Here is a 13,232-nt window from a genome sequence, read left to right as displayed (position 1 = left end):
GGGCAGATGGATCGTTTCGTCGTCATTTCCGGCTGCTCGGGCGGGGGCAAGTCGACTCTGCTCGCCGAACTCGCGCGTCGCGGCTTCGCGACGGTCGAGGAACCCGGCCGCCGCATCGTCGCCGAAGAATTGCGCGCGGGCGGGACGGACCTACCCTGGGTCGACCTCGCCGGCTTTGCCCGCCGGGCCGTCAGCCTCGCGCAGCAGGACCAGGTGGCGGCGCAAAACCGGAGCGGCTGGGTGTTCTTCGATCGCGGGCTGGTCGACGCCGCTGCCGCCCTGGCCTTCGCAACGGGAGCCCCCTTCGACGCGGCGCTTTGCAACGCACATTGCTATCATAGGCAGGTGTTCCTGACGCCGCCCTGGCCGGAAATCTATGCCGGCGATGACGCACGCCGACACGACCTCGCCGCCGCCACGGCCGAGTATGAGCGCCTGCTCACCGCCTACCCGGCCCTCGGCTATGAGATCACGCTGCTGCCCAAGCTGGCCGTTGAGGCGCGGGCGGATTTCCTCCTCGCCACGCTGGGCGCCACCGCCGACTCCGATCCGCCGCCACCGTGACGCCCCCACGACGCAAAAGGGGCAGGCGCGCACCGCCTGCCCCTTCTATGCCGTTTGCTCTCGACTGCCGTTGCGCTCACCAGCGGCTGGTATGACGATCACGGCCGATGAAGTAACCGACCACGACGCCCGCCAGCGCTGCCGTCACCATGCCCGGCAGCACGTCGATGCGGTTGGCGACCGCCGCGTTACCGGCGGCATAGAGGCCCGAGGCCCGCTCGGCGGCCTCATGCACACCTTCGCGCACGGTGTCGGTCGCGGCGGAAACGTTGCGACCCGTCTCGCGCACCAGCGCGTCGGCGCTGGAAGGAAGGTTCTCGTTGATCTTGTTGGCGTCGGCCATGGGAATGCTCCTGCTGAGATGAACTGCCGGAACAACGCCGCCCCGCGAGGAGCGTTCCCACCGCGACGCCTTCACCCCGCGCGGACGACAAAGGGACCGACGATCCGCTCCTCGCAATCCTCAGCCGTGCCGGCCTGCCAGGACTGCACGAAGAAACGCCCCGCCCCGCCAAGCCCGATGATCGGCGTGTGCCAGACGCCGCGCCCATAGACCACCCCGCCGCCCGTGAAGGCGAAGGCCCGCAACGTGGAAAGGTCGGGATATCCCTTCCCGTCGTCCAGAGCGACGGCGAGGACGAAACTCTCCCCCTGCATGGCGACGATGGCCTGCTGCGAAAACGCATGGCGCTCCAACAGCCTCACCGTGAGCGGCAGCGCCTGCGGCGCCGTCTCGAACAGCGAGGCGATCAGCCGGCTTCCCGAGCGCGTGTCGGTCTCGAACGGGGTAATGTCGTGGCGCCGCGCCGTGCCGGCATTCGCCGAGCGCGGCTCGTCGCCGCCGGCAGCGACGAGGTGGCCGTAGGGATGGAAAAGCGCCGTGGTAGCGGCGACCGCGGCTAGCGTCCGCCACGGCTCAGTCTCGCTGTTGTTGTTCACGCCTGCCTCACAGACTGCACCCCTGCCCTGCCGGGCTCATCTCCGAGCGCCCGCACGTTCAGGCTCCCCCGGCCGGCACGGCATAGGGCGAGAGTTCGCGCTTAAGGAAGCCACCATCGCCGGGCTCCCCGACAATGCGGCCGTCCTCGGCCATCACCTTGCCGCGCAGCAGGGTCATGACCGGCCAGCCCGTCACCGCCATGCCCTCATAGGGCGTGTAGTCGGCGCCGTGATGCATCAGTTCCTGGCGGATCGTCTCCTTTCGGTTGGGGTCCCACAGCACGATGTCGGCGTCGAAGCCGGGGGCGATGGAACCCTTTTTCGGGTAGAGGCCGTACATCTTCGCGTGGTTGGTGGAGGTGAGCGCGACGAACTCGTTCAGCGTGATCCGTCCTTCCACCACGCCTTTCGAGAACAGGATCTGCAGCCGCGTCTCGACGCCGGGAATGCCGTTCGGCACCCAGCGGAACGAGGTGCGCGCCTTCGGGTTCAGCTTGCCCATCTCGCCCTCGTAGAAGAAGGCGCAGTGGTCGGAGGAGAAGGTCTGGAACACGCCGGTGCGGATGCCCTCCCAGATCGCATCCCAGCTGGCGTGGTCGCGCGGCGGCGGCGAGCAGACATATTTGCCGCCGCTCTCATCCATGTTGAGGCCCTTCATGTCTTCGGCGGTCAGCGCCACATATTGCGGGCAGGTCTCGCCATAGACCTTCAGCCCCTTCTGCTGCGCCCAGCGGATCTGCTCCATCGGCTCGCGCCCGGAAACGTGCACCACCATGATCGGCACGTCGGTCAGTTCGGCGTGGCTGATGGCGCGGTGGGTGGCCTCGCGCTCCACCGACTGCGGACGGGAAGTGCCGTGATAGTAGGGCGCCGTCTTGCCGGCCGCCTCCAGCTTCTGCGTCATGAAGCGGATGGCGTCATAGCCCTCGCAATGAACCATGACGAGGGCACCGCAGCCACGCGCGCAGTCGAACACGTCGAGCAGCTGGCGGTCGTTCAGCACCAGATCGTCATAGGTCATGAACACCTTGAACGAGGTGTAGCCATCGCCCACCAGCGCCGGCAGTTCCTGCCCAAGAACGCTCGGCGAAGGATCGGAGATGATGAGGTGGAAGCCGTAGTCGCAATAGCATTTGCCCTCGGCCTCCTTGTGATACTCCATCACGCTCTGGCGCAGGCTCGCCCCACGCGGCTGCAGCGCGAAGGGCAGCACCGTGGTGTTGCCGCCGGCAATGGCGGAGCGCGTGCCGCTCTCGAAATCATCCGCCATGGCCGGGCCGCCAAAGGCCGGCTGTGCGAGGTGGACATGGCTGTCGATGCCGCCGGGCATGACCAGCAGTCCCGCCGCGTCGATCACCTTCGCGCCGTCGGCGAGGCTTTCCGCCACCGCCACGATGCGCCCGTCGCGGATGCCGACATCGGCGCGCACCGTGTCCGAGGCGGTGACCACCGTGCCTCCGCGTATGACCGTGTCGAATTCGTGCATGGACGCCTCGCTGGCTGGGTTGGGGGGACGCGGCTCCGCCGGCAGGCGCCCCGCCTGCAAGTCACGCACCACCTCCCGACAGCAAAGGGCGCGACGCGATCCATAGCGTGCCCATCGCCCGCGCCTTGGCCGGAGGGCACGGCTTCCGCTCGTTTAGGGGCAGCCTCCGCCTCCCGGTTAGGCAGGGGTACGCCAGCACCCCATCCTTCCCTAGCTCTCGGCCCCGGGATGGATGTGCGGGTGCGAATGGGTATGGCTATGCGGGTGGCTGTGCAGCGCGGCCGGAATCAACCGCCCTCCCTCGATCGCCATCGCCCGCGTCGCCAGTTCGGCGATGAAGGCGTCATCATGCGACACCAGCAGCATGGCGCCGGGGAAGGCGTGCAAGGCCGCTCGCAGGCGCTTTCCGTTCGCCGCGTCGACGCCGTTGGTAGGCTCGTCGAGCAGCAGCACGTCCGGCTTCATCGCCAGCAGCCCGGCGAGGCAGACGAGGCGCTTCTCGCCGCCGGAAAGCCGATGGCTGATGCGCGGCGCCAGCGCGGCGATGCCCAGCATTGCCAGCACCTCCTCGGCGCGTCGAAGCGCTTCCGCCTGGGTGCAGCCGAGATTGAGCGGGCCGAAGGCGACATCCTCGATCACGCTCGGGCAGAACAGCTGGTCGTCGCTGTCCTGGAAGAGATAGCCGACGCGCGGGCGCAGGGCTCGAAAGTCGCGCTCGCGGTGGCAGGTCGTACCGAACAGACGGATCTGCCCGGCACTCGGACGCTCCAGCCCGACCAGCGTGCGCAGCAGCGTGGTCTTGCCCGCGCCGTTCGGCCCGACAATGGCGAGCCGCTCCCCCTCTGCCAAAGCGAGATTCACCCGGCTGAGCACAGCGGCGCCGTCGCGGACGACGGTGATCTCTTCAAGCGAAAGCAGCGCACTCATAGCCGGTCCGCCAGGGTGAGGGCGAGCCCGAAGGCCAGCACGGCGGTTACCCCTGCCCAGTCGCGGCGTGTCGGCGGCGGCAGAGCGAGGCGCGGAAAGCGGCCCTCATAGCCCCGGCACAGCATTGCCTCCTCCACGCGCTGCGCCCGCGCCAGTGCCCGCACCAGCAACATGCCGACGAGATGGCCATAGCTGCGCCAGCTGTGGCGGTTTGAGCCCGGGCGGAAGCCGCGCACCCGCATCGCTTCCAGGAGACGGCGCCCCTCATCGCTGATGAGCCCCAGATAGCGCGCCGTGAGCACGAACAGCCGCACCAGCGTCTCCGGCACATAGAGCCCGCGCAGCGCGCCGCCGAGCCCGGCCGGCTCCACCGCCCCGAGCAGGCCGACAAGGACCAGCACCGAGGCCGAGACCTTGGCGGCGATGAGCGCCGCGCGCGCCACCCCCTCGACGCTCGCGGTGAGCGGGCCGAGCGAAAAAAGCGGGTGTCCCGGCAAGGTGAACGGCAAGGTGGCGAAAAGCAGCAGCAGGAAGCCTTCCACATGCAGCAGCCGCCGCCACAGCTTCGCCGGCGGCCGGGACCACGCCACCGCCAGGACCACCACCGCCAGCGCCGCCACCGCGACGGGCAGCCGGTGCAATTGCGACAGGCAGGCAATGAGGACGAAGGCCGCGACGAGGCGCAGGCGCAGATCGCCGGTCGCGGCGGCGTCCATCTTCATGCCCGCCGACCCTTCGCCCACAGCGCCATGCCGGCGAGGCCGAGGATGAGGAAGATGCCGGACATCACATCGGAGATGCGCAGGCGGTCGTCCATCTGCTCGATCCGCTCCATCAGCGGCGTCACCTGCCGCTGCACCGCCGCCTCGACCAGCGCGGCCAGCCGGGCCTCGCCTTCCGCCTCCACGGCCGGCGCCGGACCGTCCGCGGGCGGCGGAGCCAAAGCGGCCGCGCCACCGAAACGCGACGCCGGCAGGGTGGCGGCGGCGATATGACCCTCGCGCGTGTCGACCGTCACCGTGGCATCGACGGGCGGCTGCGGCACGGGGAAGGCGAAGCGCCCCTCCCCGTCCGTCGTCCCGGAGGCGAGCGCCGTGCCGGCGGGGTCCTTCGCCGTCCACACCGCCCCGGCCGGGCGGCCGCCGCCGATAAAGAAGGCGTAGCCCGTCACCTCCCCGCCCTCCACCGTGGCGAAGACCTTCAGCTTATGCGCCTGCGCCGGGCCGGCGAAGGCCAGGACCAGCAGGAGCGGCAGCAGCAGGCGGATCATGACGTGACGGGCCTCAATGCCTCGGGCTGCACGCGGGCGAGGAAGGACACCACGGCGCCGGTGACGAAGGCCTCCACCAGCGCGAGCGGCAGATAGGTGGCGATGACCACGCGCGCCGCCGGGGCGAAATCGCTCGACGATAGCCACAGCGATAGCGCCACCATGCCCCCGGTGCCGAGCACCGCCAGCGCTCCCGCCGCCGCCCCGGCGGCGAAGCGCAGCGAGGCGCGCGGCGTGGAACGGATTACCGGCCCCAGCGCCATGCCGCACAGCACACCCGGCAGCGCGATGTTCACCGTGTTCACCCCCAGCGTCGTCAGCCCGCCGAAACCGAACAGCAGCGCCTGCAACAACAGGGCCACCAGCACGGCGAGAAAGGTGGCGGGCCCGAGCATCACCCCCATTAGCCCGGCCAGCAGCAGATGCACGCTGGACGGCCCCACCGGCACCGCTACCAGCGAGCCCGCGAAGAACGCCGCCGCCAGCAGCGCCGTGCGCGGGATCATCCGCTCATCGAGCCGCCGCAGCCCCAGCGCCACGCCGCCGGCGGCGAGGAAACCGCCGCCGATGAGCACGGGTGCGGAAAGGAGGCCGTCCGGGATATGCGCCATGCGCCTATTTTCCACCCGCCGCGGCGCCGCCCATGTCGGTGGCCTTCACCCAGATCAGCGCACCCTCTTCCACCGGCACCTCCTTGCCCTCGGGCGAGGTCATCGGGGTGTCGCCTTCCAGCAGCGCGGCGAAGCCCCACCATCCGGCGCGCGGCATGGCGTAGGTGAAGGTACCGTTGGCGTCAGCCTTGATCACCTGCGTCACGAAGGCGTCGTTGGGCGGGATCACCGTGCCATCATTGATAAACTCGACCTCGACCTCGGCGAAGGGCACCGGCTTGCCGCCCTTCAGCACCACGCCGGTGAAGACATTGCCGGTCCACAACCCGGTCGGCCGGGTGAGCGGCTGGATTTCCACCGGCAGGCCCACCAGCGCGTCCCAGCCCTCGCCGGACGCGTAGGAATCCACCGTCACCTTGGCGTAATGGACGATATACTTGCCCTCGGAAGGCTCCCAATAGGGCTGCGGCTCGACATAGAAGATCGCCGCGCCCGGCTCCTTCAGCTCATAGGCCAGCGTCCAGGCGCTCTTGCCGTCCACCGGCTTTTCGGTGATCCGCCCGAGAAGATCGGTCGCCTTGCCTCCGGCCAGCACGCCCAGCTTTGCCGGCTTCTTCATCTCCATGACAGGCCCACCCTCGACAGGATGGGTGAACACCATCTCCACGCTCACCGCGCCGCCCTCGGGCAGCACGTCGGCGGAGGGGATGATCTCCTGGAAATGCGCCTGCGCCGGCAGCCCCATCAGCGGCAGGGCGAACAGAGCGGCGATGAGGCCGGAACGGTGGGGGGCGGACACGCGGCACCTCCTGTATGAATAAAAGGATAAAAAATCATACAGCCGTAACGACGCGCGGCAAGCACAAAAAATAGGCGAGAACCGAAAAGTCTTGCGAAAATCAAGGTGATAACCTAGCTTCCAGCGCACCGGGAGGGGCGCTTCCATGCAGCGGATCACCATCGCAATCGACGACGATCTGGCCGCGCAGCTGGATGCGTTCATCGAGCAGAGCGGCGCGGCGAGCCGCTCGGAGGCCATACGCGACATGGTACGGCGGGGCCTGTCCACCCGGCCGGACGGGCCGGACGCCGCCGCCTGTTTCGGCGTCGTCAGCTGCACCATCGACCAGTCGGTGCGCAACCTCGCCGCGCGCGTACCGCAGGGGCGGCTGGAGCGGCACGACCAGACGGTGGCCGCCCTCTCCGTGCCGCTCGACCACACGACCTCGATAGATGTCACGGTCATGCGCGGCGAGGTCGGGGACATCGCCGCCTATGCGCAGGCTCTGTTTCTGGAGCGCGGGGTGATGCACGGCGCGCTCAGCCTCATCCCCGTGGCCGAGGAAACGTCGCACCACGTCCACAACCACGGCTCCCCGCACGCGCACACCCATGTGCGGGTGAAAAGCGGGTTCTAGATGCGCAAAAGGCGCGCCCTTGCGAGCGCGCCTTCCACGGAAGGAACGGGCCGTCGCGCGTCAGTTTCGTATCGCGCGCACCAGCCCGATCAGTATGCACGCCCCGAGCACGCCGGCGACGAGGTAGCCGATCCAGCCGCCGAAGCCGACGCCAATCAGGCCGAACAGGAAGCTCGCCACCGCCGCGCCGATGATGCCGAGCACGATGTTCATGAAGATGCCGGTGCCGGTCTTCATGATGGCGGAAGCGATCCACCCCGCCAGACCGCCAATGATGATGGCGGCGATCCAGCCAATCTGTGCGTCTTCCATGCGATTTCTCCCAGAACCCCGATTGGAACGCTGAGAAAACGCATGGGCCGGCGGGCCGTTCCCGGCGTGGCGCGGCCGGCGCCGGTATTTTTAGCGCGCGTGTGTCACTCCGGCGCAGTGGCCCGCGCCTTGGCGCCGACCGCCCAGCCGGCCTCAACGGGCCGGGGCAGCCCGGCATGGGCGGCGGCGAGCGCACCCAGCTTTGCCAGGATCGACGCCGGCGCCGGGCAGGCACGGCCGGCCTTGCTGTCGACATGCAGCAGCAGGTGTTCGCCGGTGGCGACTTCGCGACGCTCCGGGCCGGCGAACAGCCGGTGGAACAGGTGCAGGCGCTTCTCGTCCGTGCTGAGGATCTGCGTGGTGCACAGCAGCGCCTCGCCCAGCTTCGCCTCGTCGAGATGCCGCAGATGCGTCTCCACCGTGTAGTAGCTGTGCCCGCCTTCGACATAGGCGAGATCGACGCCGATGAGCCGTAAGAACGCGTCCGTCGTGTCGCCGAAGACGTGGAGATAGCGGAACTCGGTCATGTGACCATTATAGTCGAGCCAGGCCGGCGAGACCCGCGTCTCCAGCAGTTCGAGCGGCGCGGCACGGTCGATAGCAACGGGCGGCGTGCCCGCCAGCGCCCATAGCCGCTGCTCGAAGTCCTTCAGCAGTTGCCCCGCGCCCCAGCCCTCCCCGCCCCGGCTGGCCTTCAGCGCCTGCACGATGCCGACGAGGTTCTCGTCGCGGATGCGCTCCAGCTCGCGGATGGAGAGGCCGCCCGCCTGCGCGTCGGACTGCGCGCCAATCTTCTCGACCAGCGCGTCGTCAAGATCGACTACATCCGTCAGCTTGGTCCACGGCCATTGCAGGCAGGGGCCGAACTGGGCGAGGAAATGGCGCATGCCGGCCTCTCCGCCGGCGATGCGGTAGGTCTGGAACAGCCCCATCTGCGCCCAGCGCAGACCGAAGGAATAGCGGATCACGTCGTCCAGCGTCTCGACATCGCAAATGTCGTCCTTGATCAGCCATAGCGCCTCGCGCCACAGCGCCTCCAGCAGCCGGTCGCCGACAAAGGCCTCGATCTCGCGGGCGATCACCACACCCTTCATGCCGATGGCGTCGAGAACGGCCTTCGCCTGCTCGATCGTTTCCGGCGCGGTTTCCGCCCCGCCGACGATCTCCACCAGCGGCAGCAGATAGACCGGGTTGTAGGGATGGGCGACGAACAGCCGGCCGGGATGGGACAGCCCCGCCTGCAACTCGCTCGGCTTGAGGCCGGAGGTCGAGGAGCCGATGAGCGCGTCGGCGGGCGCGGCGGCGTCGATTTCCGCCAGCACGCGGCGCTTGAGATCGAGCCGCTCGGGCACGCTCTCCTGCACCCATTCCGCCCCCGCCACCGCCTCGGCCAGGCTGGCGCAGAAGGTGAGCGTGCCGCGCTTCGGCAGCGGCGCACCGGTGAGCAGGCCATAGGCGCGCTCGGCATTGGCCAGCACCTCGGCGACGATGCGCTCGGCCTCCGGATGCGGATCGAACACCCTCACGTCGATGCCGGCGAGCAGGAAGCGGGCGATCCAGCCGCCGCCGATAACGCCGCCGCCGATGCAGGCGGCGCGGGAGATGGGAGCAAGGGCGGGCATCGGCATCTCCTCAGCGCTTCACCAGCTTCAGCTTCTCACGCACCTCGGCCGGGCCGATGATCCGCGCGCCCATATTCGTCACCACATTCGCGGCCTTTTCCACCAGCTGGGCATTGGTGGCGAGCTGGCCCTTGCCGGCATAGAGATTGTCCTCCAGCCCGACACGCACATTGCCGCCCGCCAGCACGGCGGCGGCGGGATAGGCCATGGCGTTGCGGCCGATGGAGAAGGCGGAGAAGGTCCAGCTGGCGGGCACATTGTTGACCATCGCCATGAAGGTGTTGAGGTCGTCCGGCGCGCCCCAAGGGATACCCATGCACAGCTGGATCAGCACCGGGTCCTCGATCAGCCCTTCCTCCGCCAGCTGCTTGGCGAACCACAAATGCCCGGTGTCGAAGGCTTCGATCTCGGGGCGCACGCCCAGCGCCGTCATCTGCCGCGCCATCTCGCGCAGCATGGAGGGCGTGTTGGTCATGACATAGTCGCCGAGATTGAAGTTCATCGTGCCGCAATCGAGCGTGCAGATCTCCGGAAGACAGTCCGCGACATGGGCGACGCGCTCGGTGGCACCGGCCATATCGGTGGCCTTCTCGTTCAGCGGAAACGGCGCCTCGACATTACCGAAGACGAGGTCGCCGCCCATGCCGGCGGTGAGGTTCAGCACCACGTCGACCTCGGCCGCGCGGATGCGGTCGGTGACTTCGCGGTAGAGATCGAGGCGGCGGGAGGCGGCGCCGGTCTCGGGATCGCGCACATGGCAATGCACCACCGCCGCGCCGGCCTTGGCCGCGTCGATCGCGCTCACGGCGATCTCCTGCGGGGTCACCGGCACATGCGACGAGCGGCCGGTGGTGTCGCCGGCGCCGGTGACGGCGCAGGTGATGAAGACATCGCGATTCATCGACAAGGGCATGGGAAGGCTCCTGAACTCATGAAGGGAGCTTGACGGCAAAGCGAAGTCGTGACGCAACTATTTGCGCAACCCATTTTCCATTCTGCGCAGCGATGATCTTTGCCCCCGCCGACGACCCGCTCGACGTGACCCTGCTGCTGTTTCCCGGCCTGTCGCTGCTCTCACTGGCGGCCACACTGGACCCGATGCGCGGCGCCAATCGCGTGCTGGGACGGCCCGCGTTCCGCTGGAAACTGGTGTCGATGGACGGCGCGATGCCCACCGCCAGTTGCGGCCTGCCGATCCCGGTCGAGGGCGCGTTCGATGCCGGCGCGCGGCAGGATGTGCTGCTGCTGGTGGCGGCGTTCGAGGCCTCCCGCTTCGCCACGCCGCCCATCCTCAAGGCGATCCGCGCCGGCGCCAAGCGCGCGGCGGCGACGGGCGGCATCGAATCCGGCTCGTGGCTCATGGGCTTCGCCGGGCTGCTCGACGGGCGCCGCGCCACCACCCATTGGGAGGATCTGGAGGATTTCGCCGCCCGCTTCCCGGAGACGGACGTGCAGCCGGACCGCTTCGTCATCGACGAGCCTGTCTTCACGACAGGCGGCGCGACGCCGGCGCTCGACTGCATGCTGGCGCTGATCCGCGCCCGGCACGGCTATTCCACCGCGCTCGATGTGGCGAGCCTGTACATTTATGAGGAGGTGCGCACCGGTTCGGACGTGCAGCCCATCGTCTCGCTCGGGCGCATCCGCCAGCACGAGCCGCGCGTCGCGGACGCCATCCGCATGATGGAGACCCATATCGACCGCCCGCTCACCATCGCCGCCATCGCCCGGCGGGTGGGGGTGTCGACGCGGGGGCTGGAGACGCTGTTCGTCAAGACGGTGAACGTGTCGCCCGGCGCCTATTACGTCACGCTGCGGCTGAAGGCGGCACGGCGGCTGGTGCTCGATACCAATCTGCCCATTGCCGACATTGCCGAGCGCACGGGCTTCTCCGCCATCGCCTCGCTGTCGCGGGCGTTCCGGCGGCAGTTCGGCGCGCCACCCTCGGTGGCGCGCCAGAAGCGCTTGTGATCAGAGGCCGAGGCCGCTCTTCACCGCCGGCAGGCCGGGCTTGCCGTCGAGCGTGGTGACACCGGCGAGCCATGTGTCCACCGCCGCCGGGTTCTGCTTCATCCACGCCTTCACCGCAGCATCGGGCTGCATACCCTTGTCGAGAATGTCGCTCATCAGCCGATCTTCCATCGCCACGTCGAAGACGAGGTTCTTGAGCAGCTTGCCGACATTCGGGCATTCCTTCGAATAGCCCGGGCGCGTGAGGGTCAGCACGGTGGCGCCGCCATCATTGGGGCCGAACACGTCCTTGCCGTCGGTGAGATAGGCGATCGGCAGGTTGACGTTCATCGGGTGCGGGCGCCAGCCGAAGAACACCACCGGCTCGCCCTGCTTGATGCGATGGCCGACCTGGGTGAGCATCGCCTGCTCGCTGGATTCCACGAGATCGAAGCCCTTCAGCCCGAAGCTATTGTCGGCGATCATCTTGGAGATGGTGGCGTTGGCGCCGCTGCCGGCCTCGATGCCGTAGATCTTGCCCTGCAGCTTGTCCTTGAACTTGGCGATGTCGGCATAGGTCTTCAGCCCAGCCTCATAGGCGGCCTTGGAGGTGGCGAAGCCGATGCGCGCGCCTTCGAGATTGGTCGCCGCCACCTCGACCTTGCCGGCTTTCACCAGCGGCACCTGCGTCGGCTCCTGCAACGGCATCCAGTTGCCGAGGAAGATGTCGCGGTCGCCATTCTCCAGCGCCTTGAAGGTGATGGCGACGGAGAGCACGGCGACGTTCGGCTGATAGCCGAGATGGATCAGCAACTCATTCGCGACCGCCGTGGTGGCGGTGATGTCGGTCCAGCCGACATCGGAGAAGCGCGGCTTGGCGCAGGAAGCGGGGTCGGCAGCGAAGGCGGAGGAGGAGATGAGCGTGGCGGACAAGGCGACGCATGTCACGAGCAGGCGTGAGATCATGGCTGTTCCCTCTGTTGGCGATCTGCCGCAGGACCGGCACCGCAGGGGAAAGCCTATCGCCGGAGCCGCCGGCTGATTGACCGTGCTCGAAGCTGAGATGACCGAATGCGCAGCCGAAGCCCCTCCCGGATGCCTAGTCGCGCCCGCTCAGCTGCCTCAGTTCCGCATGCACCGTCGCATTGCCCGCCCACAGCGCCCCCGGCCGGGTGAAATCGCCCTCGAAGGTCACGAGGCCGCCGGCCTCGCGCACCAGCACCATGCCGGCCCAGCAGTCCCAGCAATGCAGCGTCGGGTCGTAATAGCCCGCCAGCCGGTTCGCCGCCACATAGGCCAGCATCAGCGCCCCGGAACCGACGCGGAACAGCACGCCACCGGCGCGGTACAGCGCCTCGACGAAGGCGCCCACCTCGGGCGCCGGCGCCTTCTGCGTGGCGCCGAAGCCGGTGGTGGTGGAGGCCACCGTCCAGTCCGGGTTCATCGTCAGCACCCGCCCGTTGAGCCGGGCGCCGCCGCCGCGAACGGCCGAGTACAGCTCGCGCAGCATCGGCGCATAGATCACGCCGGCTACCGCCTCCCCGTCGCGGGCGAGCCCGATCGACACCGTCCAGTTGGGCTGGCCGACAAGGAAGGGCATCGTGCCGTCGATCGGGTCGATGACCCAGACAAAGCCGGAGGTGCCCGCGCTCGCCGCTTCTTCCTCGCCGACAATGCCGTCCTGCGGGAAGCGCCGGCGAATCGCCTTGCGCAGCCACGCTTCGATGCTGCGGTCGGCCTCGCTGACGAGGTCCTGCGAGGCGGATTTCAGCTCCGGATGCAGGGTGTCGCGCTGCAGGAAGAAGCCGCGCGCCCGCGCGCCCGCCTTGCGCGCCAAGGCCTCGGCGAGGGCGTGCCGGGCGTGGAGCGGGTCCATTCCGTCGTCATGCTCCGCTGCCATTCTGCACGTCTCCACGCTTGTTGACTGCCACGCATCGGCCACCTTGCCCGATCTCGATGCTATTGCATATTCCAGATTACAAATGTATCGCTTTCGTCGTCGATGGCTTTACCCCCGTCGCCGTCGCCGGGCTTCACGATAAGTGCCGGTGCAAGGTTGAGGCCGGCCCGTCCGGCATTTCCGCGGAGGAAGGCAGCGCCGGTAACGGCCCGCCCCGCCGCCAAGACGAGAGA

16 protein-coding genes are annotated in these 13,232 nt (G+C 68.6%); 3 read left to right on the top strand and 13 right to left on the bottom strand.

The annotated features are described in order from the left end of the window. Window positions 1-6: 6 nt before the first annotated feature. Window positions 7-564 (top strand): AAA family ATPase, encoded by a 558-nt coding sequence (locus tag ACO07Z_RS01625; RefSeq protein WP_421697106.1) that lies wholly within the window; start codon window positions 7-9, stop codon window positions 562-564. Window positions 565-640: 76 nt separating this feature from the next. Here ACO07Z_RS01625 and ACO07Z_RS01620 read toward each other — a convergent pair whose 3' ends face one another. The 8 genes from ACO07Z_RS01620 to ACO07Z_RS01585 form a co-directional block, all read right to left on the bottom strand. Then, window positions 641-907 carry a hypothetical protein gene (locus ACO07Z_RS01620; RefSeq protein ID WP_421697105.1) on the bottom strand — a complete coding sequence of 89 codons (267 nt, stop codon included), beginning with the start codon at window positions 905-907 and terminating at the stop codon, window positions 641-643. A gap of 71 nt (window positions 908-978) precedes the next feature. Continuing rightward, window positions 979-1,503, bottom strand: coding sequence for an ureidoglycolate lyase (locus ACO07Z_RS01615; RefSeq protein WP_421697104.1), 525 nt, complete (start codon window positions 1,501-1,503; stop codon window positions 979-981). Between the two features lie 58 nt (window positions 1,504-1,561). Beyond that, a complete protein-coding gene (hydA, locus tag ACO07Z_RS01610; protein WP_421697103.1) occupies window positions 1,562-2,989 on the bottom strand; it encodes a dihydropyrimidinase in 1,428 nt (475 codons plus the stop codon). A 210-nt stretch (window positions 2,990-3,199) separates the two neighbouring features. Then, on the bottom strand, window positions 3,200-3,916 hold the full coding sequence (locus ACO07Z_RS01605; RefSeq protein WP_421697102.1) for an energy-coupling factor ABC transporter ATP-binding protein: 717 nt from the start codon (window positions 3,914-3,916) through the stop codon (window positions 3,200-3,202). Continuing rightward, a complete protein-coding gene (gene cbiQ / locus ACO07Z_RS01600) occupies window positions 3,913-4,638 on the bottom strand; it encodes a cobalt ECF transporter T component CbiQ (protein ID WP_421697101.1) in 726 nt (241 codons plus the stop codon). Before cbiQ ends, ACO07Z_RS01605 begins: the two co-directional genes overlap by 4 nt. After that, entirely contained in the window at window positions 4,635-5,186 is a 552-nt protein-coding gene (locus tag ACO07Z_RS01595; RefSeq protein ID WP_421697100.1) for a cobalamin biosynthesis protein CbiL, read from the bottom strand. The genes cbiQ and ACO07Z_RS01595 overlap by 4 nt, the downstream gene beginning before the upstream one ends. Next, complete coding sequence (gene cbiM / locus ACO07Z_RS01590; protein ID WP_421697099.1) at window positions 5,183-5,797, bottom strand: cobalt transporter CbiM; 615 nt, start codon at window positions 5,795-5,797, stop codon at window positions 5,183-5,185. The genes ACO07Z_RS01595 and cbiM overlap by 4 nt, the downstream gene beginning before the upstream one ends. Before the next feature lie 4 nt (window positions 5,798-5,801). Then, on the bottom strand, window positions 5,802-6,542 hold the full coding sequence (locus tag ACO07Z_RS01585; RefSeq protein WP_421697861.1) for a DUF4198 domain-containing protein: 741 nt from the start codon (window positions 6,540-6,542) through the stop codon (window positions 5,802-5,804). 199 nt (window positions 6,543-6,741) lie between these two features. Between ACO07Z_RS01585 and nikR the strand changes: the two genes are divergently transcribed. Next, window positions 6,742-7,215 (top strand): nickel-responsive transcriptional regulator NikR, encoded by a 474-nt coding sequence (nikR, locus tag ACO07Z_RS01580; protein ID WP_421697098.1) that lies wholly within the window; start codon window positions 6,742-6,744, stop codon window positions 7,213-7,215. A 60-nt stretch (window positions 7,216-7,275) separates the two neighbouring features. Here the strand turns inward: nikR and ACO07Z_RS01575 are convergent, their stop codons facing one another. The 3 genes from ACO07Z_RS01575 to ACO07Z_RS01565 all read right to left on the bottom strand — a co-directional run bounded on the left by ACO07Z_RS01575 (window position 7,276) and on the right by ACO07Z_RS01565 (window position 10,062). Then, entirely contained in the window at window positions 7,276-7,527 is a 252-nt protein-coding gene (locus ACO07Z_RS01575; RefSeq protein ID WP_244377614.1) for a GlsB/YeaQ/YmgE family stress response membrane protein, read from the bottom strand. A gap of 104 nt (window positions 7,528-7,631) precedes the next feature. Next, window positions 7,632-9,149 carry a carnitine 3-dehydrogenase gene (locus tag ACO07Z_RS01570; protein WP_421697097.1) on the bottom strand — a complete coding sequence of 506 codons (1,518 nt, stop codon included), beginning with the start codon at window positions 9,147-9,149 and terminating at the stop codon, window positions 7,632-7,634. A gap of 10 nt (window positions 9,150-9,159) precedes the next feature. Next, a complete protein-coding gene (locus ACO07Z_RS01565; RefSeq protein WP_421697096.1) occupies window positions 9,160-10,062 on the bottom strand; it encodes a 3-keto-5-aminohexanoate cleavage protein in 903 nt (300 codons plus the stop codon). A 92-nt stretch (window positions 10,063-10,154) separates the two neighbouring features. On the opposite strand from ACO07Z_RS01565, the gene ACO07Z_RS01560 reads away from it, so the two are divergent. After that, window positions 10,155-11,120 (top strand): GlxA family transcriptional regulator, encoded by a 966-nt coding sequence (locus ACO07Z_RS01560; RefSeq protein ID WP_421697095.1) that lies wholly within the window; start codon window positions 10,155-10,157, stop codon window positions 11,118-11,120. On the opposite strand, the gene choX is transcribed toward ACO07Z_RS01560, so the two are convergent. Both choX and ACO07Z_RS01550 read right to left on the bottom strand, forming a co-directional pair. Then, complete coding sequence (choX, locus tag ACO07Z_RS01555) at window positions 11,121-12,065, bottom strand: choline ABC transporter substrate-binding protein (RefSeq protein ID WP_421697094.1); 945 nt, start codon at window positions 12,063-12,065, stop codon at window positions 11,121-11,123. It lies immediately after the preceding gene. A 133-nt stretch (window positions 12,066-12,198) separates the two neighbouring features. Further along, a complete protein-coding gene (locus ACO07Z_RS01550; protein ID WP_421697860.1) occupies window positions 12,199-12,975 on the bottom strand; it encodes an inositol monophosphatase family protein in 777 nt (258 codons plus the stop codon). Window positions 12,976-13,232: the final 257 nt, after the last annotated feature.

Origin of the sequence: Ancylobacter sp., from assembly GCF_965229075.1 — a bacterium.
Classification (GTDB): Bacteria; Pseudomonadota; Alphaproteobacteria; order Rhizobiales; family Xanthobacteraceae; genus Ancylobacter.
This window is presented reverse-complemented; position numbering and strand designations above follow the sequence as displayed.